Source organism: Cyanobium sp. Tous-M-B4 (genome assembly GCF_024345395.1).
Lineage (GTDB): Bacteria > Cyanobacteriota > Cyanobacteriia > PCC-6307 > Cyanobiaceae > Cyanobium_A.
The window spans coordinates 480,159-503,474 of sequence record NZ_JAGQBA010000001.1; the positions used below are offsets into that span (position 1 = coordinate 480,159).

Genomic DNA, 23,316 nt, shown 5'->3' on the forward strand with positions numbered 1-23,316 from the left:
CCTCTCCGGTCTCGATTGGCATCGGCTGCCTTGGCCACAGTGCTTCCCGTAATTGCCCTGGCTGAAGCGGCGGTTCAGGCCGCCCCTCGTACTCCTGGCGCTGGCACCAGCGTGACTGGATCGCCCAGTGCGAAAGCTGCCGAGGTGCCAGCTACCGGACCTTTGCAACTAAAGGTGCGCCGTCTCAGTGATTCGGTTGAATTGGTGATCGAAGGGGCTGGTCTGGCGCCGCAGCTGCAGCAATCCAGTGGTGCCAACGGCTGGCAGGGTTTGCTCACCACAGCCACCCCTTCGGGCCTACGGGTTGGACCCCAGCGGCTGTCTATGCCCGAACTTGGATTTCAGACCATCACCCTGGACGGATCCGGCAGTAGCTACCGAGTTGGTGTCACGCCCGTAGCGGGAGCCCCATTGGGCCGGCCTGTGGTGAGTGGGGATGGAGTCAACATGATCATCAGCTTCCCAGCCTCGGCCCAGGTGTCTCTTCCGGTAGCCCGTTTCAATGCTCGGCAGCCTGGCTATATCCCTCAGGCCACCTTTGCACCGCCGCTTCAGCCTCGGGCAGTGGCCCCCCCCCTCGGTGATATGGCCGTGGGATCGATGACACTGCGCAATCCTGGCTATTTAAATCTAAGTGGCCCCGCGGTCACCATGACCCTTAAGAATGCACCGGCCAAAGATGCCTTGATGGCTCTTGCCCAGGTGGGGGGGTATGGCTTTGCCTACGTAGCAGAAGCTGATGCAGCTAATCCCGCTGCTGGTGGGGTTGATGCAGGATCAACTCGAATATCTCTGGCATTCCGCGGTGAAAGTTATGGTCGTGCTTTCAATACAGCTTTGCTGGCAGCTGGTTTGCAAGGAAGGCGTGAAGGCAACATGATTCTTGCCGGTCCCAAAGCCTTATCCAAAACCTTTGGGCCCCAGTTGTCGAAGGTCTATCGCCTAAATCAGGTGGGCCCGAATGCGGCTGCTGATTACCTGGCTAATCTTGGGGCAACAGTTACCAAGACCAACACGATTACCACTTCGGTAACCCAGGGTGTTGCCCAGGGTGAAGCTGTCTCTTCAGGCGCCAACTCTCAAACGACACAGTCAAGCTCAATTACTAATGTGGAAGCCTATGGAGCTTCCAGCGGCCCCTTGCTTGGCCTCAGGGCTACAACCGATACTCGCTTAGGCACGATTACCCTTGTTGGCGATCCTGTTATCGTTTCAGTCGCAGAACAGTATCTCAAGCAGCTAGATCTTCGTCAGCGGCAGGTTGCCTTGAGCGTGCGAATTCTTGATGTCAACCTCGACAATGTATCCGAAATTGATAATTCATTTGCCTTTAAGTGGGGCAATAACTTTATTGTTAACGATAGTGGGCAGCTTTTAGGGGCTTTTGGTCAGAACTTGCCTCCTGGAGAAGGTGCATTTGATCGGCAAAGTTCTGGGCCTCTTGAGTCTATTGATCGAAGCTCGTCTTCTCAGTCCACTTCGTCACTCGTAGTTGATAGGTCTAGAGACTTGTCGCTCACTCGATCTCAGTTGAGAGATATTAACAGCGAGCTTCAGTCTGCTACAGGATTTAAGCTTACCGAGGCTGGGGAGCGTCTAGTTGTTGTGCCTGTTGATAGCAGTAGTGAAACGCTGTCAGACAGTACAAAGCGATCAATAGAACGTATTTTGTCTCGCAATACAGGTAGAAGTGTCTCTACTTCCAGGTCGTCTGGAAATGTTTTCGACAGGTCTGTTTCGGGAACTGTGCGTCCCAATCCGGGATCTCTTTATTCTGATAATACATTTTTTGACTTTGTGCGAGCACAGATAGTTTCAGGTTCTACCAAGTTGCTTGCTAGTCCCACCTTAATTCTCCAGGAAAATCCTTCACTGTTGAGAGAGGGGTCCGAGGCAGCGGCTTCTAGCGGATCTTCTCAAGCTGCTAGTCAAGGCATCACTAACATTGGATTAGATAGCGCTATTGGTAGAAGGCGTGCCAATGAAGGAGTTGTTCGTGTTGGTACTAATGTGGTTACGGGTTACGAGACGGAGACGCCATCCCAGGGCGGTAATGTTGTATGTACCCCGGAGTTGTCTACTGCTGGGCTTGTTTTAGGTGCCAGGGTAGAGAAAATCGATGACAACGGATTTGTCACTTTCGTTTTGTCTCCAAGCGTTTCAGCAGTTACTAATCAAGAGGTTGCTCCCCAGGGCTGCGGATCAAATCTAAATATCCTTAGTATTCGTAGTCTTGATACAGGAGCTTTGCGCGTCCGCGACGGTCAAACACTTATTATGACTGGTGTTATTTCTGAATTCGATAGAACTGAGGTTAGCAAGTGGCCCATCCTTGGCGACATGCCTTTGATCGGTCAATTCTTTAGGTCAAGTTCGGGGCGTAAAGAAAAGCGTGAACTCGTGATCATGGTGTCGCCGCGAATAGTTAACGATGATCAAGGTGGAGTCTATGGCTATGGCTATCAGCCCGGAACTGCTGCTGGGCGTGAATTCTTCGGGGCAATGAATGGCCCGGGCGGCAATTAATCTTGGCTAACATTATTGTTTTCGGTTCGGATCGTTAGGGCTGATGTCTTTGCAGCCACCTGACCAGTCTGATGGTGCGTCTTTAGGGCCGCTGCCAGCTGATGAACAGGCCATCCGGCTGGAAGTCTTGGAAGCGCAAGTTGCAGAGGCACAAGCTGAGCTTGAGGAGTATCAGCGCCTGCTGAACGAGCTTCCAGAGATTTATGAAGGCAAGTTTCGTCAGAAGTTGCGCTCTGTTGCCCAGGAAATTCGCCAGCTGCTTGATGAGCGCAAGGCCCTTCAGCAGCAGGTAGGCCATGCCTTGGTAGAGACCAAGCAGCCGAAATTGTTGCCGGCCTCAGGGGCAGCGTCTGAATTTTCGGATCACCCCAAATCCCAAATTTGGACCAGGTTGCAAATCCCCCGTTTCAAGCGCTTGCCCATGCTGCGGCTGATGGGTGTTAGTGCAGCAGCCGCGTTGGGGCTTTTTGGTGCGGCACTAGTGATTCCCAGCCTTTTCAGCAGCCGCTCACTCGCGCCTCGGGGTGGGGCCTCGACTCGCTCCCCTCAGGCACCTCCAGTGCCAAGCGTGTCTACCACGATTCAGTTGCAGGCTCGAGGTGGTGAGAGCTGGGTATTAGTGGAAGATCTCAAGGGGCGCCAAGTCTTTGATGCAATACTGCAGCCAGGAGCGCCAAAGCGGTTACCGCTGGCTCAGGGGTTGCGGCTGCGCTCCGGTCGCGCCGATCTGCTTTTCGTTGCTGTTGGAGATGCGGCGCCTAAGCCCCTCGGCGACGTTGGCGATCTCGATTGGGTGGAGATTCGCCCCTGAAGCTCAGATTCAGAATCCCACCCCCATGCCCATGCCTGCTGCCTTGATCGCTAGTGGCGCCAGTGCTCCGAAGGTTGAGATCAGGCCATTCAGCACCTGGCTGCCGAAGCCATTTCCGCTTCCCTGCTGATCGCCTTGGCCCATCTGCTTTACGGCTGCCCGCAGCTGTTGGGCCTGGCTGGTGTCACCGCCCTGTTCATACAGGTTGGCGGCGTAGTTGAAGTCCTTGGCCGCCATTTCAACCTGTCCCTGTTGCCCCCTCGTGATCCCTCGGGCTACCCAGGTGATTGCAGCGGCTGGTTCGCGCCGAATGGCGGCATTGAAATAACCCTCCGCTTCGCTATGGCGTCCCTGCATCGAAGCCTCCACCCCGGCGTTATGGAGTTCCACAAAGCTCAGCTGCTCTTGATTCACTCCCTTTGCCTGTTGCCAGTGGCTTCGCGACAGGGCTCCTGGATCTAGCAGGGCTCCACTCAGATCGGCCTGGCGTAAATCGGTGCCACTTATTCGTGCTCCGCGCAGATCGGCGCCCCGCAGCGAGGCACCCGTAAGGCTGGTGAAACTAAGGTCTGCGCCGTTAAGGCGCGCCCCATCTAGCTTTGCTTGGCCAAGATTGGCTCGCTGCAACTGGGCGCCCCTAAGGTCCGCATCACGCAGGTTGGCGTGAACTAGATCTGAATCCTGCAGCTTGCAATTACGGCAGCTACGGCTATCCAGCAGCTTGATCAAGTCTTCTCCCGAGGCATGGGCCGCAGGGCTGGTTAGGCAAGCCGTCAGGCAAGCAACTGCCAGAAGTTGATATCTCAGCTTTGAACCGTTCATCACAACTACCCCCAAGCCTTGCTGCCTTATAGCGCCTTCAGCCGGCGCTTCCCAAGCTCTTTGCGCAACTTGTGCCACCGAGCCTCGGCCTGGCGGCGTTGCGGCCCAGTGAGTGGGGCAAAGAGCAATTGGTTGTAGCTGGCTACCAGTTCCGTTAGGAGTTCAGAGTGGCCGTAGTGCGCCTCGCGGGCTCTCAGGGCGAGGGATTCGAGAGTTTCGCCCGGTTGCAGCTGCAGGCCTTGTTGCTCCAGCAGCTGCAGCACCCGGTTGAGTTGTCGCCTTCGCCCTTGGGGCTTGCCTGGCTGTTGCAGCCACTGCAGCCAGGCCAGCGCCAGAGCCAGCAAGCCAGCCACCGCCCCAAGCACAACGGCGCCCAGCCACTGGCGTTGGTCGCCAAATAGCCGTTGCAGCAATGCTTCCTGGCCGGCCTGATCGAAGCCCAGCCACCAGCGGCTCCAGGCCAGGTCCAGGCCCCACCACTGCCACTGCAGCCATTGCAGCCAGGAGCTAATGGGGTTGGTGCTGTCGCCTGCTTCGCTGCCTTCAGCGCGGCTAGCTGGCGCCGTTGTCCAAGCGCTTGGGTCAATGCGATGCCAACCCTGGCCCGCCAGCCACACCTCGCTCCAGGCGTGGGCATTGCTGTGGCGCAGGTCGAGGTAGGGCGCTCCGCTGAGCGGCCGCACCCAGGTGCCGCCCAGATAGCCGCTCACCACCCGAGCCGGCACCCCCGCGGCGCGCATCAGGGCCGTGAAGGCGCTGGCGTAGTGGCCGCAGAAGCCTTCGCGCCTTTCAAATAGAAATACATCGAGCCCGCGCTGGGCCGGCAGGGTACCAGGGCTGCGGCTGTAGCGGAAATCCTGCTGCGTAAACCACTGCTTGGCAGCGGCTAGCCGTTGCTCGGGCGTTGCCAGATCTCGCCAGCTGGCCCCAAGCGCCTCCAGCTGGGGATTGCTGCCGGCGGGTAGCTCCAGATCCGCTGGGCTCGGCTGCCGTTGCTGCCACGGCTGGGGGCTGCCCGTGTCCCTCACCAAATAGGCCTGGCGCTCCCGACTGGCTTGGAGGGGCTGGAGTTCGCCGCTGCGATTCACCCGCAATTGGTTGGGGTTGGCCCGGCCGCTGCCATCCCAGGGCAAGGCGTTCACCGGGCTGGGTTCCACCAGCCACACCTGGCTGCTGGTGTTGCTCTCTGGGTTGCTATCGGCTGCGGTTGGCTCGGTTCGGCGGTTGCTTGGCAGCTCGCGCTGCTTCCAGCGCTGCCCGTCGAACTGCTCGTGCACGATCACGCGCCAATAGCGCTCAGCCGGCTCGGGCAGCTGGCCGCTGCTGAAGCTCACCCGCGCTGCCGGGCCCGTGTTGTCGGCGAGGTTCGAGATGCTGCCTGGGTCGAGTTCGCTGTTCAAGCCGGTTACGGCGCTGGCGCCAGCACCCCGCAGGTTTGGCGTTTGCCAAATCGGCTCGATTCGCGGCACCAGTAGAAACAGCACCAGGGCCACCGGCAGGGCCGCCAGCAACACCGCCAGGCTGCGGCGCAATACCGCGCGCCAGCTCAGCCCGCTCCCTACCTCCAGGGCCAGCAGCCCCGCCAGACCCAGGGCTGTGGCCAGCAGTTGCAGCAGGCTGGGCAGCAGCTCCCCTTGCTGGGCACCTTGCACACCGCCGCCAATCAAGGTGAGCAAGCTCACCAGTCGCCGCTCCGGCAGGCTGCGGGCCTCGGCCAGTTTCAGGCCAGCCAGCAGTAGCAGCCCCGCCGAAAGCCAGCTGAGAGCTGAGCTGTAATCCAGACCCGCCAAACCCGCCGCCAGGGCCCCCAGCCCCAGAATCTGCAGCCAGCGGGCGCTAACACTCATGACGCTGCGCCAGGTGCAAGGGCCAGGGCCAGTAGGCAGCGGTCCCGGTGTTCGGGGCCCGTGCTTGGGGCCAGTTGGGTGCTGCCCAATGCCAGGCCGTAGGCCTCGCCCGCCTTGCTGCGGCGCCAGATTTCGGCGCTGAGGTGTTCCAGGGCCCGCTCCGGCGGCAGGCCCGGCGCTGGCGTCAGCAGCCCCACCGCAGGGGTGGCATCGGCGAAGGTTTTGGTTTGGCGGCCCCGGCCCTGGGCTAGCGATTTCCAGGCCAGTCGGGCTAGGCCGTCCTGGGGGCGGTGGGGGCGCAGGTCGTCCCAGTCGTCGCTGCCTGGGGCGAGCTGGCTAGCGCTAGTGGCGGCTGTGTCGCTGCTGGCGGGCCAGGGGGTTTCGGCCACCGGCCCCGGCCGCCTGGCTGGATAGATGGGCTGGGGCCGTGGCGGTTCCCACAGCGTCCAGCACACAAAAAGTCCGAGGGGCGCGGTGGTTTGCAGCCGCAGTCGCCCCGGGGTTTGCAACCCCCGTCGCCCCGCGCGCCAAGGCACCGAGAGCACCGATTCGCCAGCTGCCAGCGGCTGGGGTCTTCCCGCGCTGCCGGCCAGCCCCAGCTGGATCGCATCGCGCTGGCAGCGGCTGCGGCAGAGCAGCGGATAGGCGACCATTTCGCCGGCGAAGCCACCGCTGGGGGCCAGGGCTTCAAGTTCGAGGCCTTGCAGGTTGAACTGGGTGAGGTGCAGGGCCAGCAGCCATAGCCCCAGCATCAAAAAGCTCAGCAGCAGCGGGCCATTGCGCTGGCTCTGGATCGCCACGAGCAGCAGCAGGCCGCCGCCCGCCAGCCAGAGCAAGCCGAAGCGGGTCGGCAGGATGTAGAGGCTGCGCAGCCCCAGCCTTAGCCGCTCGCCTCGGTGCGGTTTGATCAGTTGCTCGGCCCTAGCGAAGACCATCCACCCCCGCCAGCAGCGTCGCCGCATCGCCGACCAACCTGTGTTCAGCCACAGCTGGCAGCACCGCCTGCACGTCGGCGGGGGTGACGTGGTCCCGCCCCTCCAGCAGCGACCAGGCCCGGGCGGCGGCCACCAGCCCCTGGCAGGCTCGCGGTGACAGCCCGGTGCCGGCTTGGTCTGCTCGCCGGCTGAAAGCGGCCAGGTCGAGTACGTAGTCGAGTAGGGCGCTTGAGCAGTGCTGGGCGGTGGCTCGCCGCTGCAGCTCTAGTAGGCCTGCGCCATCTAGCAGGGGCTCCAGGCTGGCTGGCGGCAGCGCCTGGCCGCTGAGCAGATCACGCTCGGCCCGTCGATCCGGATAACCGAGGCTCAGCCTCATCAAGAAGCGATCCAGCTGGGATTCCGGCAGGGGTGCGGTGCCCACCTGGTCGAGACCGTTCTGGGTGGCGATCACCAGGAAGGGCTCGGGCAGCGGGTGACTCACCCCATCGACGCTCACCCGACCAGCTGCCATCGCCTCCAGCAGGGCGCTCTGGGTGCGGGGGCTGGCGCGGTTGATCTCATCGGCCAGCAGCACCTGGCTGAATAGGGGGCCGGGCTGGAAGTGGAAGCTGGCGCTGCTGGCATCAAAGACGTTGATGCCCGTGAGATCGGCTGGCAGGAGGTCGCTTGTGAAGCTCACCCGCTTGAAGTCGAGGCCGAAGGCGCGGGCGAGGGCCTCGGCCAGGGTGGTTTTGCCCATGCCGGGCAGGTCTTCGATCAGCAGATGGCCGCGGGCCAGCAGGCAGGCCAGCGCCAGCCGCACCGCCTGGTCCTTGCCCAGTAACACCTGGCCAATGGCGCTGATCAGCGGTTGCAGCCTGGGGCTGGACACGGGGCTGGTGCGAAGAACACGATTGTGACGGCTGACCTCGACCGAGTGCTGAACCCCCCGTTTCGGGATGCTCCTTGGCCAGATGCCACCGGGTTTGAAGCCTTAGCATGAAACCCCAGAGTCGGACATGTTTAGGAGTCTGGTTGCCCCATGAGTATCGCCATATCAGCTATTACCAGCCAAAAATGGGCTGAAGATCTTAGGAGGTTTTCGGGTCATGATCGCGTTGTAAATTATTGGCTCGCCGATAGTGGCGAGAGGCAAAGCCTTGGAATGTCGGGCCGGGAAGTAAAATATATTCGCAAGGTTTTCGATCGCCTTGATCAAATCACGGGTTTGGATTTCGAGGAAAAAGATAGTCGCGCAAAATCAGATATCGATTTCTATTGTGTGGACAGCTTGAATGGCAATGCTATCGGTGTGGCGACCAGCAATAGGTCTTGGTATGACATTGAATGGGTAGATAGACTTGGCGGCGAGCTGGCTCGTATTGAGGCTTGGGTGATAGCTCATGAAATTGGCCATACACTTGGACTGGATCATCCGAACAGCAAGCCTTACGACCGTCGCTATGACACTATGGATACTATTATGTCTTATAATTATACTGGCTTTAGGGGATTTACTGATTCCGATGCCGCAGCGCTGCAATCTCTATGGTCTTGATTTAATTATTTTTGAGTTGCTCTGATGTCTTTGGCGCCATTTGATCGCCATGGTGGCAATTTGGCCGCAGTCGCCGCGCGGCTCGGTTGCCGGCCCTCCCAGTTGCTTGATGCCAGCGCCTCTCTGGTTCCTTTCGGGCCGCCTTGGTTTGTGCGGTGCTCCTTGCTATGGGCCGGGCTGTCCGCGCCGCTACGGGCTTATCCCGACCGCGCCTATGCACGTTTGTGCCGCGGCCTGGCCCGGCTGCATGGCCTGCAGCCCGATTGGCTGTTGCCGGGTAACGGCGCAGCTGAGCTGTTCACTTGGGCGGGCCGGGATGCGGCGGCGTCAGGGGTAAGTGTGTTGGCCCAACCGGGCTTTGCCGACTATCCGCGGGCCCTGGCCTGCTGGGATGGGGCCTGGCTCCCCCAGCCGCTGCCGATGCAGGTGGATTGGTCTGCGGGAGTTGGTGCCGCTCAGGCCTACCCGGCCCCGCCGGCGGGCGAGGTGCTTTGGCTCACCAATCCCCAAAACCCCACTGGAGCACTCTGGACTCGCGCCTCCCTGGAGCCCCTGCTACAGCGCTTTGCCCTGGTGATCGCCGATGAGGCTTTCCTGCCGCTGGTGCCGGGTGGCGAGGCCCAGAGCCTGATCCCGCTGCTGCCTATGCACCCAAACCTGGTGGTGATCCGCAGCCTCACCAAGCTTTATGGCATAGCGGGCCTGCGCCTTGGCTATGCCCTTGGCCACCCCGAGCGCCTGGCCCAGTGGGCCTCCTGGCGCGATCCCTGGCCCGTGAATGGCCTGGCGGCCGCCGTAGGGGAGAGGCTGCTGGCTGATCCGGCGGCCTACCGGCGCTGGTGCGGCAGGGTGCAGCGCTGGACCGGCCGCGAGGGTGCCTGGCTGCAGCGTCAGCTGGCTCAGTTGCCTGGCATCACGCCCCTGCCTTCAGCCGCCAACTTCCTGTTGATCCGCGCTGAGCATTCGCTATTGCCGTTGTGCCAAGTCCTGGAGCAGCGCCATCACATCCTCTTGCGTGATTGCCGCTCTTTCGAGGGGCTAGGGGAAAACTGGCTGCGGATTGGCTATCAGAGCCACCGCAACAATCGCCGCATCCTGCGGGCCTTGTGGCAGGAATTAGGGCGCTTTAGTAGTGATAGCGCCCTTGCAGAAATTCGACCCGGCTGCTCTGAACCAAATACACGCAGCGATGTTCCTGGGTGATCCGCCGAGACCAGACGCCCGGCCCCAAGTATTTGAGCGGTTCGGCTTTGCCGATGCCCTCAAAAGGATCTTTCAAGATGGCTTGCATCAGCTCAATCAGCCGTTTAGCGGTGCGTGGCTCGTGGCGCACCCAATGCTGCAAGTCATCTAGAAACTCTGGGTGAATCACCGCCTGCCAGGAGGGGCCCATCAGCCTTGAAGGCTGCTGACAAGGTCCGTCAGGTTGATCGGGTCCAGGCTCTGCTCGCGGGCTCTGCTTAGGGCTGTGAGAAGACGCTCCGCATTCGCCGGTGAGCGCAGCAGATGGGCTGTTTCCAGTAGGCCGGCTAGTTCATCAGCAGCCACTAGGGCCACATCGCCGCCCTTGCGCCGCCGCACCATCACGACTTCTCGGTCTTGCACGGCACGGTCCATCAGGCCCTTCAAGCCTTCTCTGGCTTGGCTGTAAGTAGTTTCAATTGCCACTTCCTGTCCAGCTTTGTTGGACAACTTTAGGGTTTTCTCAGCATCGCCGCCACTCGCTGATCGGCATCGCGCACCGCCAGGTCGCCCATGGCTGTAGACATTTGCTTTAGGGGATCACAAGCAGCTGCTGCCCCCCGCAGGCGCGGGCCCAGCAGCCGCCAGAGGCTGCGCTCGAGGGCCGGCTCGCCGGGGCCGTGCTGCCACACGATCACGGCCGCCCCAAGTTCGGCGGCGGCGGCGGCGTTGACGTCCTGGTGGTGGTCGGCGGCGGCGGGGTAGGGCACCAGCACCGCCGGGGTGCCGCACACTGCCAGTTCACTTAAGGCGCCGGCGCCGCTGCGGCTGATCGCCAGGGCGGCGTGCTGCAGCAGGCCGGGGATCTCGTCGCTGAAGGGAAGCTCCACCACCCCTGCCGGCAGGGGCTGGCCTGCCTCGGGGTCGTTGCTGCCGGTGAGGTGCACCACCCGCACGCCTGCAGCCGTGAGCTTGGCAAGCAGGGGGCGCACCATCTGGTTGAGACCCACGGCTCCCTGGCTGCCGCCCATCACCAGCAGCAGGGGCCCGGAGCCTTTGGGAGCCCAGTCGGGCAGGGGGGCGGGCTCCAGAAAGGCTTGCCGCACCGGCGTTCCCGTCAGCACGGGGCGGCAGCGGGGCAGGCGGGCAGCGGCCTGGGGCAGGCCCACCGCCACCTGGCTGCAGAGGCGGCCCAGCAGGCGGGTCACCTTGCCGGGCACAGCGTTGCTCTCATGCAGCACCACCGGCACGCCGGCCCAGCGGGCCGCCAGGATTGCAGGCGCCGCGATGTAGCCGCCGCTGGTAAAGACCGCTGCGATGCGTTCGCGCCGGATCAACCGTCTCACCGATCGAACCGCCTGCAGCAGTTGCAGCAGGTTGAGCAGCTTGCGCAGGCCCCGGCCTTGCAGCCCCCCGGCCCGCACCGTGTGCAGTGGATAGCGGCTCGGCACCAGCTGACGTTCCAGTCGGTCTGGCACCCCCAGCCACGACACGCTCCAATCGGACGGCATGGCATCGGCCACTGCTAGGGCAGGGAATAGGTGGCCACCGGTGCCGCTGGCAGCAATTAGGAGCCTGGGCATGGGTGCTGGGGCTGGAGCGCGCCTAACTTAAAAGCGGTTTCCGCCCTTGCGATGCCGTCTGCTCTGATGTCGCCTCTCCAGCCCCCGAGTTCAGGCTTGGTCGTACGAAAGGTATGGACTTTCGCGGTGGCGAGCCTGGCGGCTCTGCTGGCCAGCGCGCCTTCTCTAGCTGCCGCTGCAGTGCCCACCTCAGCTCAGTTGCAGGCCCTGGAGGCAGCCCTTAACGGCAGCGGTGAGCTGTCGGCCGTGCTGGAGAGCGGTCCTGGCCTCGATGTGACCCTGGTGGAGTTGCGCCGACGCAGCCTGAAGCAGCAGTTTCCCGATGCCCGCTGGCAGCTCACCACAGGCAAGCCCCTGCGTGATGGCCGCAGCACCGTGCAGCTGCAGCTCTCCGGCAGCCGTCAGGAGGGCCCCACTCGCTACCGGCTCGAAGCCCAGCAGCAGCTGGTTCTCGGCAGCAGCGGTGGTCGCATCAATGCCCAGACCGTGATTCGCGAGCAAAGCTTGCTGCGTAGCGGTGAGGCCGAACTTCCCGTGAGCCTGTTGATTCCGGATGCGGTGCTCACGGGCCAGCGCTACGACGTGGATGTTCTTTTCGATGAACCTTTGGAGGGTGCCGTGGCTGCCGGTGGTCTGGTGGCGCTCACAGGCCAGCAGGTGAATGCTCTTGAGAGTCCCGAGTTGCAGCTGGGCGCCCTAGGCGGTGGCGGTCTGTTCAAGTCGGTTCAGGCACCCTTCACTCCCGGCGCCCAAACTTGGGCGATCCTGCTGGTGCACCCCAAAGGCATTGTTAGTGCCACTAAGCGGGTGCTGGTGGTGGCTGATAAGGCCCAGCTCAATCCTTGATACTCAATTCTTGACCGGTACAAGCCTCAGCGCAGGTCCTCTGGGGTCAAATAGCCCTTATTAGCGCGATCGAGGCGGCTGAAGTGTCGCTGGAGGTAGGCATTGGAGCGCACCTCATCACGCTCCAAGCGCCCATCGCCGTTGCTATCGAGCTGCCGAAACAGTTTGCCTAGCCGCTGTTGGTATTGCTGCAGTTCATCGGCTGCTTGGGCTGGTTGCTGGGCGAAACCGCTCAGGGTCACCAGCAGCGCGCCCGCAAGGGCACCCATCAAGGCGGCAGGGGAAATCCTCATCAACCCAAGTTATGCAGCCCGGCCAAGCGAACTGTTGCCAGTTTCGGGCCAAGCTGTGACCAGATCTTTCCAGCACGCCACCTTCATGGCCCAAGGGCAAAGCATCTGGGTTGTGGATGACGACCCCGAACTAAGGCGGATGGTGGGTACCTACCTGATGGACCAGGGATACGACGTGCGTTGCCTGGCCGATGGGGCTCAGTTGATGGCGCGGCTAGCGGGCCAGCGACCTGATCTGGTGGTGCTCGATTTGATGCTGCCTGGCGACGATGGCCTCACCCTGTTGCGGCGCCTGCGCGACGGCGGCGATGACCTGCCGGTGGTGATGCTCACTGCCAAGGGCGATGCCGTGGATCGGATCATCGGCCTGGAGCAGGGTGCTGACGACTATCTGGCCAAGCCGTTTCTGCCGCGGGAGCTCACGGCCCGTATCGAGGCCGTGCTGCGCCGCCGCGTCGCCCTGCCGGCCGGAACTCCCCTGGCTGAAGCAGAGATGCTGACGATTGGCGAGCAGGTGCTCGATCAGGCGGCCCGCACCCTGGAGCACGGTGGCAAGGTCACCTTGCTTACCTCCGGCGAATTCGCCCTACTTGCGGCCTTTGTGCAGCATCCGCATCGACCCCTATCGCGCGAGCGCCTGGTGGAACTGGCACGGGGGCCCGATTCAGTGACAGACAGCCGCAGCATGGATGTGCAGGTGTCGCGGCTACGCAAGTTGGTGGAGCCGGATCCCGCTCGTCCCCGCTATCTGCAGACGGTGTGGGGCTATGGCTATGTATTTGTGCCCGATGGTCAACCTCGCAGCCGTTAGGTATGGGCTGGTGGGGCTGGGGGTGGCCCTGCTCAGCACTCTGCAGTTGCAATTGCTGCTTGCGGAACGCTTACAACGCGATCGGATTACCCAGCAGGGACCAGAGGTTTTGTTTCAGCTGCGCCTGGCGGAGCTGGCGCTTGATCGCTTGCCGCCAGCCAGGTTGGCGCGCCTTAGCGGCCTACCCCTGCGCGTTGGAGCTAAACCGCCCAGGCGATCTGATCGGGCTCTGGAAGTTCAGGCGCAGCTGCTGCGCCAAGAGCTCTGCGCCAGCCTCAATCCGTGCCCTTCCGTGCTGCCGGCGTTGGCCCCCCAAAGGGGGGTGTGGGTTCAGTTGCTGTCACCCCTTGATCCGGTGTGGTTATTGGTGCCTATTCCCCCGGTGCGTCCTTGGCCTCCGGATCCCTGGTTGCTGCTGGTGGGCCTGGGGTTAGGGGGCAGTGTGGCTCTGCTGTTGTTCTTTCTGTTGGAAGTTCAGCGGCCGTTGCTGTTGCTACAGCAGGTTCTTGGCGGCGTAGGCCGCCGCGGTTGGCCTGACGTTCAGCAGGAGCAGGGCACGCTCGTTGTGAGACAACTCACCGCTCGTTTCAATGCCATGGTGCAGCGATTGCAGGCCGTCGAAGAAGAGAGGGCCGTGATGTTGGCTGGCATCGCCCACGACCTCAAGAGTCCACTTACCAGGTTGCGTTTTCGGATCAGCCTGTTGGACCTGGCCCAAGCTGATCTGCAGCAAGCTGATCTGCAGCAAGCAGTGGTTGACCTCGACTCCTTGGAGCGGATCACTGGCCAGTTCTTGTTATTTGCTGGCGGTGGCGACCAGGAAGTCGCTCTAGCTGTGCCCTTGGAGCAGCTATTGGCCGAGCAGGCGGCTGGCCTAGCGGCTTCTGAGCTCGAATTAGATTTAGAGCCGCTGCTGAGGGTGGTGCAGCCTGTTGCCCTTGCCCGTGCTGTGGCCAATTTGATCGCCAACGCTCGTAGCTATGGAGCTCCGCCTCTGCGCTTGCAACTGCGAGCTGCAGAGCCGGCAGGGGAAGGGTTTCGGATTGTGATTTGGGATTGCGGCCCCGGCATCCCCCCAGAGCGCTGGGATCAGGCGTTAATGCCATTTCAGCGTCTCGATGCCGCCCGGGGAGGCGGCGGTCACTGTGGCCTGGGCCTGGCGATCGCCGCCCGGGTTGCCCGCTCCCATGGCGGCCACCTGGAGCGGTTGGAAGCTGATGGTGATTCAGCTTGGCGGTTTGGAATTGCTCTCTATGGGCGCTCTCAAGAGGAGTCTTAAAACCAGTTCACGACTGGATTTAAGTAGTTCAGTCGGATTTGGTCACAGTTTTGCGGTGGTTCGGTTGCATTTCAGGGCAGCGGGCGCCGCACAGTGAAGGGGAACCAGCTCAGTAGCTGGGATTCATGACTGCCAATCGGAGCTTTCCCATGCGTGCATCACTTCTTCCACTGGCTTTAGCTGCTTTAGCCCTGCCGGTGCCAGCCCTTGCCTCTCCCAATACCTTTCAGCGTTACACATATGAGTCCTACGGGCCCCCTCCCCGTGCTTATACGCGCCAGCCTGTCTATGCACGCCAGCCCGTATATGTGCCTCAGCATGCTTACGCAGCCCAGCCTTTCTATGCCCAGCAGCCTCTCTATGCCCAGCAGCCTGTCTATGCTCCCCAGCCTGTTTATGCCCCGCGGCCCCGCTACGCCCCATCTCAGTTAGGTGTTTACGGCGGTTATCCAGTAGCTGCTTACCCAAGCAGCCCGGTGGTTCCTAGCAGGAGCTGTTCCATCGCTGCGCCAATTGTTGGAGCTGCCCTGGGGGGCACGATGGGCGGTGCTTTGGCCAACGGTTATCGCAACAGGCTCTGGGCGGTGCCAATGGGAGCCGCAGTTGGCGGGATCCTGGGGGGCACGATGTCGGGCTGCTGATCAGGCTGGTTGGCAGTGAAGACAGGATTTGAAATGCCTGGAATGTATTTATTACGAGGAGCTGAAAACTCTCCATGATTGATGTGTGAGCCATTCTTTGCTTAGCAAATGCCATGACCCCAAGACGTTTGACAACTTCCTTTGCGCCCTGCCTTCCTGGGTTGGCGGCTGCCCTCCTGCTCCTCTGCAGTGGCCCCCTATTGGCCCAAAGCCAGTCGGGCAGCCCGGCTGGGCAGCGCCCAAATCCTGAGCGGCGCGAGGCTTTGCAGCGCCAGCAGGCTGAGGCAATGAGCCGCCTTAGCGTCACCCGGAGACAGCAATATTTTGCTGACCGCCGCCAGCTTGAAAAGCGCATTTCCAGCCAGCGTTTAAGCCAGCTCAGCAAGGCAGAGGGCTGCTTTGTTAAGGCACGGGACTTGGCTGCTGTCCAAAGCTGTCAGCGCAGCCAGCATCAAGAGGTCAGGCAGCAGCGGCGCCAACAAATGGCTGAATTGGCGGAGCTGCAACGCCGCTATGGCCTGCCTGGCTCAATCAACAAAGCAGATTGAGCAGGCATCAAAAAAGGGGGCCGAAGCCCCCTTGTTCAGTTCAGATCAGCTCTGGATCAGGGCCATCCAGATCAGGCTTCATCTAGTGCTGACACGCCCGGCAGCACCTTGCCTTCCAGCAGCTCCAGGCTGGCGCCACCGCCGGTGGAGATGTGGGACATCTTCTCGGCTACGCCCACCTTTTCCACGGCTGCTACCGAGTCGCCACCGCCGATGATCGTGCAGCAGCCCTTGCCACTCAGGTCGGCCAGTGTGTGGGCGATGCCGTTGGTGCCGGCGGCAAACTTGTCGAACTCGAACACGCCCATGGGGCCGTTCCAGATCACGGTTTTGCAGTCGGCTAGGGCCTCCTGGAAGGCTTTGAGCGAGTCGGGGCCGATGTCCAGGCCCATCCAGCCATCGGGGATGGCATCGATCGACACGGTCTGGCTGTTGGCGTCGGGGGCGAAGTTGTCGGCCAGCACCACATCGGTGGGCAGCAGTAGCTGCACGCCCTTGGCGGCCGCCTTGGCCTCGAGCTCTTTGGCTAGCTCAAGCTTGTCCTCTTCCACCAGGCTCTTGCCCACCGCTAGGCCACGGGCTTTGTAGAAGGTGAAAATCATGCCGCCGCCGATCAGCACCTTGTCGCACTTGTCGATCAGGGCCTCGAGCACGCCGATTTTGGAGCTCACCTTGGAGCCGCCCACGATCGCCGCTAGGGGACGCTTGGGTTCGTCAATTGCGCCCTGCAGGTACTGGAGCTCCTTCTCCATCAGGTAGCCGGCCACGCTGGGGCTGAGCGCCTTGGTGACGCCTTCGGTGGAGGCATGGGCCCGGTGGGCGGCGCCAAAGGCGTCGTTCACATAAACATCGGCAAGGGCGGCCAGCTGGGCAGCGAAACCGGCGTCGTTCTTCTCTTCTTCAGCGAAGAAGCGCACGTTTTCGAGCAGCACCACATCGCCTGCGGCCATGGCAGCCACCTTGGCTTCGGCGTCGGGGCCGATGCAGCTGTCGGTTTTCACTACAGGCTTGCCGAGCAGCTCAGCCAGGCGGGCAGCCACGGGAGTGAGGCGCATGGCTTCGTTCACCTGGCCCTTGGGACGGCCGAAGTGGGCCGCCAGGATCACCTTGGCGCCCTTGCTGCTCAGGTCATTGATGGTGGGCAGGGCGGCCCGGATGCGGGTGTCGTCGGTGATGGCACCGGCGTCATCTAGCGGTACGTTGAAGTCGACCCGCACCAGCACGCGTTTGCCGCTGAGCTCATCGGCCGAAAGGCTGGCCAGGGATCGCTTCGCCATGGGTTATGGAATAACTGAATTGCCGGGGGAGATTAGCCCCCGCGGGCTCCGGCTTGCCCAGGCTTCGGATTCCCCCCTGCCATCCGCCCTGGCCGGACGACGGTGGGACCCCCAGACTGAACCCACGGGCCCGCATCTGCCCAGCCGCATTTCGCCCCATGTTTGACACCGTTCTCTTTCCCATTGACCAGAGCCGCCAGGCGATGGAAACGTCATCGGTGGCTTTGAAACTTGCCCAGCAGCACGCCAGCAAGCTGGTGTTGCTGTCGGTAGTGGAGCCCGAGCAGGACGACCCAGCGGCGGTCGCTGCCCTGCTGCAGCAAGCCCGCGCTCGCTTTGAAGAGGCTGGCGTCAGCTGCCAGGTGATCGAGCGGGAGGGCAAGCCCGCCTTTGTGATTGGCGATGTGGCAGATGAGATCAACGCTGACGTGATCGTGATGGGCACCCGCGGCATTGCGATCGAGAGTGATCAGCAGAGCACCGCCGCCCGGGTGATCCAGCTGGCTCCCTGTCCGGTGCTGGTGGTGCCCTGATGCCCCAGACGCTTCCGCTCAGCGTCAACGCTCCCGCTATTCAGTGGTACCCAGGCCACATCGCTAAGGCGGAGAAAGCTCTCAGCGCCAACCTGGCCAAGGTGGACCTCGTGATCGAGGTGCGCGATGCCCGCATACCGATGGCCACCTCCCACCCGCGGCTGCAGCGCTGGATCGGCAATAAGCAACACCTGCTGGTGCTCAACCGGGTCGACATGATCCCGCCGCCGGTGCGCCAGGCCTGGACCGCCTGGTTTCGAGCCCAGGAGCAGACCTGCTGGTGGTGTGACGCCAAGGCCGGCACCGGCGTGAAGCAGCTGCAGCAGGCGGCGATCCGGGCCGGCGTAGCCCTCAATGTTCGCCGGGCTGGGCGGGGCATGAAGCCACGGCCGGTGCGGGCGCTGATGCTGGGCTTCCCCAATGTGGGTAAATCGGCCCTGATCAACCGGCTGGTGCGTCAGAAAGTCGTAGACAGCGCCCGCCGTGCCGGTGTGACCCGCAGCCTCCGCTGGGTGCGGCTGGGCCAGGACCTCGACCTGCTCGACGCCCCCGGCGTGCTTCCTCCCCGCCTCGACGACCAGCAGGCAGCCCTGCGCCTGGCTCTCTGCGACGACATTGGCCAGGCGGCCTACGACAACGAGGCCGCCGCCCGGGCCTTCTTGCAGCTGCTCACCCTGCTTGAAGCCGAGCCAGCTGCTGGCGTGCCGGCTGGGCTGGTGGGCCAGCGCTACGGCATCCCCCTGGGTGTGCTGCCCGGCGGCGGTCCGGATGTGGAGGGCTGGCTGGTGACAGCTGCGGAGCGCCACACCAGCGGTGACAGCCTGCGCATGGCCACAAAACTCCTTGATGATTTTCGCTGCGCTCGCTTGGGTGCCATTGCGCTTGAGTTGCCGGCTCTGACGCCGCCATGAGCGAATTCGGCGAGGGCGAAGGCGAGCTGTTGACTCTCTCCTATCCCAAGCCGCTGCCGATGCGGTTGGATCGCTGGCTGGTGGCGCAGCGGCCGGAGCAGAGCCGCGCCCGGATCCAGAAGTTCATCGAGGCGGGTTATGTGCGGGTGAACGGCGTCACGGGGCGGGCCAAGACTCCCCTGCGCCAAGGCGACAGCGTGGCGCTGTGGATGCCGCCGCCCGAGCCCCTTCCTTACCTGCTGCCCCAGGCGATGCCCCTGGATGTGCTGTTTGAAGACGCCCACCTGATCGTGCTCAACAAGCCCGCCGGGCTCACGGTGCACCCGGCGCCCGGCAACAAGGACGGCACCTTGGTGAATGGCCTGTTGCACCACTGCCCAGATCTGCCCGGTATCGGCGGCGAGCTGCGGCCCGGCATCGTGCATCGGCTCGATAAGGACACCACGGGCTGCATCGTGGTGGCCAAGAGCCAGGAGGCCCTGGTGAAGCTGCAGGTGCAGATCCAGAAGCGCATCGCTTCCCGCCAGTACCTGGCGGTGGTGCACGGCCAGCCAGCTGGCGATTCCGGCACGATCGTCGGGGCGATCGGCCGCCATCCCGTCGACCGCAAGAAATATGCGGTGGTCCACGACGACTCGGGGCGTCATGCCTGCACCCATTGGCGCCTGGTGGAGCGCCTGGGGGATTACAGCTTGCTGCGCTTCAAGCTCGACACGGGCCGCACCCACCAGATCCGGGTGCACTGCGCCCACATCGGTCACCCGATCGTGGGCGACCCCACCTACTCCCGCTGCCGCAAGCTGCCGCTTGAGCTACCTGGCCAGGCCTTGCACGCCGTGCAACTGGGACTTGATCACCCGATCACCCAGCAGCGCCTGGTGTGCGAAGCGCCGCTGCCGGAGGCGTTCGAGCGCTTGCTGGCGGTGCTCAGGCGGCGCTAGGCAGGCTCATGCAGCTGTGGGCAGTCGCGGGCAGGCTTCCACCAGGATTCGGGTGATGGCGGTCTGGGGATCGCTCAGCAGCCGGGAGCCGGGGCCCTCCTCCACGATCTTTCCCCCCTCCAGCACCAGCACTCGGTGGCAGAAGCCACTGGCCACCGATAGGTCGTGGGTGACAAACAGCATCCCCAACCCCAGGCGCTCCTGCAGCTCCCGCAGCAGGGCCAGCACATCTGCCTGCACCTCGGCATCCAGCATGCTGACGCTCTCATCGCAGAGCAGCACCTGGGGTTCCAGGATTAGGGCCCGGGCAATCGCTACCCGTTGCTGCTGACCGCCAGAGAGCGTGCGGGGCAGGCGGTTTTCAAAGCTTTCCGGGGGGGTGAGCCCCACCGCTGTCAGCAGTTCGCGGGCGCGTTGACGGGCCTGGGAGCGGTTGGCTAGGCCGTGGATCAGCAGGGGATCAGCAATCGCCTCACCCACCACCATCTGGGGGTTGAGGCAGGCAAGCGGGTCTTGAAACACCATCTGAATGCCGCGCCGGGCCTGGCGCAGGGCTCGGCCCCGCAGGCTGAGCAGGTTTGTGCCCTGCAGCCGCACCTTGCCGCCCCGCACCGGCGCCAGCCCCATCAGGGCGCGGCAGAGGGTGCTTTTGCCGCAGCCGGAGGCTCCCACTAAGCCGATGGTTTCGCCCTGCTGCAGGCGCAGGCTGACGCCATCCACCGCCTTGAGCCAGCGGGCTTGCCAGGGCAGGGATGGCAGTGGATGCCAGCTGCGCAGCTGCTCGATTTCCAGCAGCAGCGGCGCTGGCGGTGGCGGCAAACTTTCAGCGCCCTCCCGCTCCCGCGCCTTGGCCACCAGCCGTTGGGCCAGGGCGGAGGCGGGGGCAAGCAGCAACTGCCGGGCTGGCGCCTGTTCCACTAGGCGTCCCTGATCCAGCACGGCGATCTGGTCGCACCAGCGGCCCGCCATGGCCAGGTCGTGGCTGATCAGCAGTAGGGCGCTGCCCGCTTCGCGGCAGAGGTTGCTGAGCTCCGCCATCACCTGGCCGGCTACGGCCACATCCAGGCTGGTAGTGGGTTCGTCGGCGATCACCAGCGGCGGCTCCAGGGCCATCGCCAGGGCGATCGCTAAGCGCTGGCGCATGCCGCCACTGAATTCATGGGGATAGCTGCCATAGCGCTCCGGGCCGATGCCCACCCGGATCAGAAGGGTTTCCGCCCGTTGCCGCACCTGGCGCCTCTGCCAGCGGGGCCGGTGGGCCGCCAGGGTGTCGGCCAGGTGATCGCCGATCGTCAGTAGCGGGTTGAGGCGGGTCATCGGGTCCTGGAACACCAGCCCCACCGCTTCACCGCGCAGTTGGCGCAGGGCCGGCCGGGCCATTTGGCTGGGGTTCTGACCCGCCAACAGCAGGGAGCCGCTGCACTGGCTGCCCGGGGGTAGAAGTTGCAGCACGGCCCGGGCCACGGTGCTTTTGCCGCAGCCGGAAGGACCCACCAGGGCCAGCCGATCGCCGGACGCCAGGGTCAGGTTCAGGCCGTCGAGGGTGGGGCGCTCCGCTGCGGGGTAGCGCACCACCAGGTTCTCAATTGCGAGCACGGGGCTGGTCATGGCCACCAGCTTGCCCCCACTTGCCTACGATGAGGGGAAGGCGCAGGCTGAAATGCTCAGGGCGGCCCCGAATCTTGATGCAACCGCCGTAGCTACTCGAGTGGCGGCAGCTCCAGCTCTGGTGCGCAAGCCCATTCGCACTCCTGCCGACTACGGCGTGCCCCTGCCGGAGTGGTTGCAGCGCTGCATCGAGCATGTGCCGCCGGGACAGGGGGTGAGCTGCCCCACCGATGCCGAGGCCCTGCTGGCCTCCGCCTTCGACTTCGCTTACCAGCTGCACGAGGGCCAGTTTCGGGCCAGTGGCGAGCCCTACATCATTCATCCGGTCGCCGTTGCCGACCTACTGCGCGATATCGGTGCAAGCGCCGGCGTGATCGCTGCGGGCTTCCTGCACGACGTGGTGGAGGACACCGAGGTCACCGCTGAGGAGATCGAACAGCACTTCGGCGCCGAGGTGCGGGCGCTGGTGGAGGGGGTTACCAAGCTCGGCGGCATTCACTTCACCAACCACACCGAAGCCCAGGCCGAAAACCTGCGCCGCATGTTTCTGGCCATGGCCAGCGACATCCGGGTGGTGCTGGTGAAGCTGGCCGATCGGCTGCACAACATGCGCACCATCGCGGCGCTCAAACCTGAAAAGCAGTTGCGCATCGCCCGGGAAACCCGGGAGATCTATGCCCCCCTGGCGAATCGCCTCGGCATTGGCCGGCTGAAGTGGGAGCTGGAAGATCTGGCCTTCAAGATCCTCGAGCCCGAGGCCTACCGGGACGTGCAGCAGCAGGTGGCCACCAAGCGCAGCGAGCGCGAGGAGCGCCTGGCGGTCACGGTGCAATTGCTGCGCGATCGGCTTGCCGCCGTGGGCTTGGCTAATTGCGAAGTGAGCGGCCGGCCCAAGCACCTCTATGGCATCTGGAGCAAGATGCAGCGCCAGCAGAAGGCGTTCCACGAGATCTACGACGTGGCGGCTCTGCGGATTCTTTGCCCCAACTTCGAGAGTTGTTATCGGGCTCTAGCGGTGGTGCACGACACCTTCCGGCCGATCCCGGGGCGCTTCAAGGATTACATCGGCTTGCCTAAGCCCAATGGCTACCAATCCCTGCATACGGCGGTGATCGGCCGGCACCGGCCGATCGAAGTGCAGATTCGCACCACCGACATGCACCAGGTGGCCGAATACGGCATTGCTGCCCACTGGAAATACAAGGAGGGCGGTTCGCCTGCCGCCTCTGGAGCCGATGCTGAGCGGTTCAACTGGCTGCGGCAGCTGGTTGATTGGCAGAAGGATGACGGCGGCACCGACAGCAACGATTTCTTGCGCTCGATCAAGGAAGATCTGTTTGACGAGGAGGTGTTTGTATTCACTCCCAATGGCGATGTGGTGGGTTTGCGTAAGGGGTCTACGGCCGTAGATTTCGCCTATCGCATCCACTCGGAAATCGGTAATCACTGCCAGGGCGTGCGCATTAATGATCGGCTATGCCCGCTCGCCACGCCTCTGCGCAATGGTGACTTTGTGCAGGTGGTTACCGCCAAAACGGCCCACCCAAGCCTCGACTGGCTCAATTTCGTGGCTACCCCCACGGCTCGTAATCGCATTCGCCACTGGTATAAAACCAGCCACCGCGAAGACAACCTCCAGCGCGGCACGGAGATGCTCGAGCGCGAGCTAGGCCGCGATGGCTTCGATGCCCTGCTCAATGGTGAGGCGATGGCCAAGGTGGCCCGCCGCTGCAATCTCACCGGCACCGAAGACCTGCTGGCCTCCCTCGGCTTTGGTGGGGTCACCCTGCATCAGGTGCTCAACAGGCTGCGGGAGGAAATGCGCCTGGCCAGCGAAGCCTCCGCCCCCGTGCTCAGCAATGAGCAGGTGGCGGCCAAGGTGGCGGCCTACGCTGCCCAGGTGGAGCCCCATGCGCCGGTGGGTGGTGGTGGCACCAGCTCAATCCTCGGCCTTGAGGGCCTCGATTACAGGCTCGGGGGCTGCTGCAGTCCTCTGCCCGGCGAGCAGATTCTTGGCGCGGTGGCTCTCGGCAACCACGGCATCACCATCCACCGCCAGGACTGCTCCAACGTGGCCCAGGTGCCGGCCGAACGGCGGCTGCCGGTGCGCTGGAACTCTGCCTCCGAGTCGCGCCCGCGCCGCTACCCGGTGCAACTGCGCATCGAGGTGCTTGATCGCGTTGGAGTGCTCAAGGACATCCTCACCCGCCTTTCAGATCACCGCATCAACGTCAGCGATGCCCGGGTGCGCACCAATCCCGGCAAGCCGGCCCGCATCGATCTGAGGGTGGAGCTTGAGAGTGCCAGCCAGCTAGCCAGCACCATCAATCAGATCCGCTCCATGGCCGATGTGCTCGACATCGCCCGCACGGGTATCGGCTAGGG

The 23,316-nt window shown here is 63.3% G+C and carries 23 protein-coding genes; 12 read left to right on the forward strand and 11 right to left on the reverse strand.

The features are described 5' to 3' along the window. Positions 1 to 39: 39 nt before the first annotated feature. Positions 40 to 2,526 (forward strand): type II secretion system protein GspD, encoded by a 2,487-nt coding sequence (locus tag KBY73_RS02415; RefSeq protein ID WP_254935630.1) that lies wholly within the window; start codon positions 40 to 42, stop codon positions 2,524 to 2,526. Between the two features lie 82 nt (positions 2,527 to 2,608). Here KBY73_RS02415 and KBY73_RS02420 read toward each other — a convergent pair whose 3' ends face one another. Beyond that, complete coding sequence (locus KBY73_RS02420; RefSeq protein ID WP_254935486.1) at positions 2,609 to 2,824, reverse strand: hypothetical protein; 216 nt, start codon at positions 2,822 to 2,824, stop codon at positions 2,609 to 2,611. Positions 2,825 to 3,094: 270 nt separating this feature from the next. Here KBY73_RS02420 and KBY73_RS15025 point away from each other — a divergent pair, with 270 nt between their 5' ends. Then, a complete protein-coding gene (locus KBY73_RS15025) occupies positions 3,095 to 3,337 on the forward strand; it encodes a RodZ domain-containing protein (RefSeq protein ID WP_254935487.1) in 243 nt (80 codons plus the stop codon). A 9-nt stretch (positions 3,338 to 3,346) separates the two neighbouring features. Here KBY73_RS15025 and KBY73_RS02430 read toward each other — a convergent pair whose 3' ends face one another. From KBY73_RS02430 to KBY73_RS02445, 4 genes are all read right to left on the reverse strand, one after another. After that, entirely contained in the window at positions 3,347 to 4,066 is a 720-nt protein-coding gene (locus tag KBY73_RS02430) for a pentapeptide repeat-containing protein (RefSeq protein ID WP_254935488.1), read from the reverse strand. Positions 4,067 to 4,185: 119 nt separating this feature from the next. After that, positions 4,186 to 6,006, reverse strand: a complete 1,821-nt coding sequence (locus KBY73_RS02435) for a DUF3488 and transglutaminase-like domain-containing protein (protein ID WP_254935489.1) — start codon at positions 6,004 to 6,006, stop codon at positions 4,186 to 4,188. Then, positions 6,003 to 6,941, reverse strand: a complete 939-nt coding sequence (locus KBY73_RS02440) for a hypothetical protein (RefSeq protein ID WP_254935490.1) — start codon at positions 6,939 to 6,941, stop codon at positions 6,003 to 6,005. Before KBY73_RS02440 ends, KBY73_RS02435 begins: the two co-directional genes overlap by 4 nt. Beyond that, complete coding sequence (locus tag KBY73_RS02445) at positions 6,928 to 7,812, reverse strand: MoxR family ATPase (protein WP_254935491.1); 885 nt, start codon at positions 7,810 to 7,812, stop codon at positions 6,928 to 6,930. The genes KBY73_RS02440 and KBY73_RS02445 overlap by 14 nt, the downstream gene beginning before the upstream one ends. A 150-nt stretch (positions 7,813 to 7,962) precedes the next feature. Between KBY73_RS02445 and KBY73_RS02450 the strand changes: the two genes are divergently transcribed. Continuing rightward, entirely contained in the window at positions 7,963 to 8,478 is a 516-nt protein-coding gene (locus KBY73_RS02450; RefSeq protein ID WP_254935492.1) for a reprolysin-like metallopeptidase, read from the forward strand. Between the two features lie 24 nt (positions 8,479 to 8,502). Then, the gene (locus tag KBY73_RS02455; RefSeq protein WP_254935493.1) at positions 8,503 to 9,681 is read left to right on the forward strand and encodes an aminotransferase class I/II-fold pyridoxal phosphate-dependent enzyme; all 1,179 of its coding nucleotides are present in this window, start codon (positions 8,503 to 8,505) and stop codon (positions 9,679 to 9,681) included. On the opposite strand, the gene KBY73_RS02460 is transcribed toward KBY73_RS02455, so the two are convergent. Genes KBY73_RS02460 through KBY73_RS02470 form a run of 3 tightly spaced genes read right to left on the reverse strand, consistent with a single transcriptional unit; the run spans position 9,605 to position 11,243 of the window. Beyond that, positions 9,605 to 9,871, reverse strand: coding sequence for a Txe/YoeB family addiction module toxin (locus tag KBY73_RS02460; RefSeq protein WP_254935494.1), 267 nt, complete (start codon positions 9,869 to 9,871; stop codon positions 9,605 to 9,607). The two genes, KBY73_RS02455 and KBY73_RS02460, sit on opposite strands and share 77 nt — an antisense overlap. After that, on the reverse strand, positions 9,871 to 10,146 hold the full coding sequence (locus tag KBY73_RS02465; RefSeq protein ID WP_254935495.1) for a type II toxin-antitoxin system Phd/YefM family antitoxin: 276 nt from the start codon (positions 10,144 to 10,146) through the stop codon (positions 9,871 to 9,873). Before KBY73_RS02465 ends, KBY73_RS02460 begins: the two co-directional genes overlap by 1 nt. A gap of 26 nt (positions 10,147 to 10,172) precedes the next feature. Continuing rightward, a complete protein-coding gene (locus KBY73_RS02470; protein WP_254935496.1) occupies positions 10,173 to 11,243 on the reverse strand; it encodes a glycosyltransferase in 1,071 nt (356 codons plus the stop codon). Between the two features lie 96 nt (positions 11,244 to 11,339). Between KBY73_RS02470 and KBY73_RS02475 the strand changes: the two genes are divergently transcribed. Then, positions 11,340 to 12,089, forward strand: coding sequence for a hypothetical protein (locus KBY73_RS02475; protein ID WP_254935497.1), 750 nt, complete (start codon positions 11,340 to 11,342; stop codon positions 12,087 to 12,089). A gap of 26 nt (positions 12,090 to 12,115) precedes the next feature. Here KBY73_RS02475 and KBY73_RS02480 read toward each other — a convergent pair whose 3' ends face one another. Further along, on the reverse strand, positions 12,116 to 12,382 hold the full coding sequence (locus KBY73_RS02480; RefSeq protein WP_254935498.1) for an EF-hand domain-containing protein: 267 nt from the start codon (positions 12,380 to 12,382) through the stop codon (positions 12,116 to 12,118). 85 nt (positions 12,383 to 12,467) lie between these two features. Here KBY73_RS02480 and KBY73_RS02485 point away from each other — a divergent pair, with 85 nt between their 5' ends. From KBY73_RS02485 to KBY73_RS02495, 3 genes are all read left to right on the forward strand, one after another. Next, a complete protein-coding gene (locus KBY73_RS02485) occupies positions 12,468 to 13,193 on the forward strand; it encodes a response regulator (protein WP_254935631.1) in 726 nt (241 codons plus the stop codon). Then, a complete protein-coding gene (locus tag KBY73_RS02490; protein WP_254935499.1) occupies positions 13,171 to 14,472 on the forward strand; it encodes a HAMP domain-containing sensor histidine kinase in 1,302 nt (433 codons plus the stop codon). The genes KBY73_RS02485 and KBY73_RS02490 overlap by 23 nt, the downstream gene beginning before the upstream one ends. Positions 14,473 to 15,274: 802 nt before the next feature. Next, positions 15,275 to 15,661, forward strand: coding sequence for a hypothetical protein (locus tag KBY73_RS02495; RefSeq protein WP_254935500.1), 387 nt, complete (start codon positions 15,275 to 15,277; stop codon positions 15,659 to 15,661). A 71-nt stretch (positions 15,662 to 15,732) separates the two neighbouring features. On the opposite strand, the gene KBY73_RS02500 is transcribed toward KBY73_RS02495, so the two are convergent. Further along, a complete protein-coding gene (locus KBY73_RS02500; RefSeq protein ID WP_254935501.1) occupies positions 15,733 to 16,938 on the reverse strand; it encodes a phosphoglycerate kinase in 1,206 nt (401 codons plus the stop codon). A gap of 158 nt (positions 16,939 to 17,096) precedes the next feature. Between KBY73_RS02500 and KBY73_RS02505 the strand changes: the two genes are divergently transcribed. Genes KBY73_RS02505 through KBY73_RS02515 form a run of 3 tightly spaced genes read left to right on the forward strand, consistent with a single transcriptional unit; the run spans position 17,097 to position 19,323 of the window. Continuing rightward, on the forward strand, positions 17,097 to 17,471 hold the full coding sequence (locus tag KBY73_RS02505) for a universal stress protein (protein ID WP_254935502.1): 375 nt from the start codon (positions 17,097 to 17,099) through the stop codon (positions 17,469 to 17,471). Further along, entirely contained in the window at positions 17,471 to 18,382 is a 912-nt protein-coding gene (gene ylqF / locus KBY73_RS02510) for a ribosome biogenesis GTPase YlqF (RefSeq protein WP_254935503.1), read from the forward strand. The genes KBY73_RS02505 and ylqF overlap by 1 nt, the downstream gene beginning before the upstream one ends. Further along, complete coding sequence (locus tag KBY73_RS02515) at positions 18,379 to 19,323, forward strand: RluA family pseudouridine synthase (protein ID WP_254935504.1); 945 nt, start codon at positions 18,379 to 18,381, stop codon at positions 19,321 to 19,323. The genes ylqF and KBY73_RS02515 overlap by 4 nt, the downstream gene beginning before the upstream one ends. A 6-nt stretch (positions 19,324 to 19,329) precedes the next feature. Here the strand turns inward: KBY73_RS02515 and KBY73_RS02520 are convergent, their stop codons facing one another. After that, complete coding sequence (locus KBY73_RS02520) at positions 19,330 to 20,931, reverse strand: ABC transporter ATP-binding protein (protein ID WP_254935505.1); 1,602 nt, start codon at positions 20,929 to 20,931, stop codon at positions 19,330 to 19,332. Between the two features lie 52 nt (positions 20,932 to 20,983). Here KBY73_RS02520 and KBY73_RS02525 point away from each other — a divergent pair, with 52 nt between their 5' ends. Continuing rightward, positions 20,984 to 23,314, forward strand: a complete 2,331-nt coding sequence (locus KBY73_RS02525) for a bifunctional (p)ppGpp synthetase/guanosine-3',5'-bis(diphosphate) 3'-pyrophosphohydrolase (protein ID WP_254935506.1) — start codon at positions 20,984 to 20,986, stop codon at positions 23,312 to 23,314. Positions 23,315 to 23,316 lie beyond the last annotated feature (2 nt).

Excerpts from the sequence above, each read along its gene's own strand:
- KBY73_RS02420 (WP_254935486.1), bottom strand. The coding sequence starts at position 2,824 with ATGGCCTACCTGCTGCTGAAGGGCCTTGCGCTCATCAAGCAGCTGGCG.
- KBY73_RS02435 (WP_254935489.1), bottom strand. The coding sequence starts at position 6,006 with ATGAGTGTTAGCGCCCGCTGGCTGCAGATTCTGGGGCTGGGGGCCCTG.
- KBY73_RS02440 (WP_254935490.1), bottom strand. The coding sequence starts at position 6,941 with ATGGTCTTCGCTAGGGCCGAGCAACTGATCAAACCGCACCGAGGCGAG.
- KBY73_RS02450 (WP_254935492.1), top strand. The coding sequence starts at position 7,963 with ATGAGTATCGCCATATCAGCTATTACCAGCCAAAAATGGGCTGAAGAT.
- KBY73_RS02455 (WP_254935493.1), top strand. The coding sequence starts at position 8,503 with ATGTCTTTGGCGCCATTTGATCGCCATGGTGGCAATTTGGCCGCAGTC.
- KBY73_RS02460 (WP_254935494.1), bottom strand. The coding sequence starts at position 9,871 with ATGGGCCCCTCCTGGCAGGCGGTGATTCACCCAGAGTTTCTAGATGAC.
- KBY73_RS02470 (WP_254935496.1), bottom strand. The coding sequence starts at position 11,243 with ATGCCCAGGCTCCTAATTGCTGCCAGCGGCACCGGTGGCCACCTATTC.
- KBY73_RS02480 (WP_254935498.1), bottom strand. The coding sequence starts at position 12,382 with ATGAGGATTTCCCCTGCCGCCTTGATGGGTGCCCTTGCGGGCGCGCTG.
- KBY73_RS02485 (WP_254935631.1), top strand. The coding sequence starts at position 12,468 with ATGGCCCAAGGGCAAAGCATCTGGGTTGTGGATGACGACCCCGAACTA.
- KBY73_RS02490 (WP_254935499.1), top strand. The coding sequence starts at position 13,171 with ATGGTCAACCTCGCAGCCGTTAGGTATGGGCTGGTGGGGCTGGGGGTG.
- KBY73_RS02500 (WP_254935501.1), bottom strand. The coding sequence starts at position 16,938 with ATGGCGAAGCGATCCCTGGCCAGCCTTTCGGCCGATGAGCTCAGCGGC.
- KBY73_RS02505 (WP_254935502.1), top strand. The coding sequence starts at position 17,097 with ATGTTTGACACCGTTCTCTTTCCCATTGACCAGAGCCGCCAGGCGATG.
- ylqF (WP_254935503.1), top strand. The coding sequence starts at position 17,471 with ATGCCCCAGACGCTTCCGCTCAGCGTCAACGCTCCCGCTATTCAGTGG.
- KBY73_RS02515 (WP_254935504.1), top strand. The coding sequence starts at position 18,379 with ATGAGCGAATTCGGCGAGGGCGAAGGCGAGCTGTTGACTCTCTCCTAT.
- KBY73_RS02520 (WP_254935505.1), bottom strand. The coding sequence starts at position 20,931 with ATGACCAGCCCCGTGCTCGCAATTGAGAACCTGGTGGTGCGCTACCCC.
- KBY73_RS02525 (WP_254935506.1), top strand. The coding sequence starts at position 20,984 with ATGCTCAGGGCGGCCCCGAATCTTGATGCAACCGCCGTAGCTACTCGA.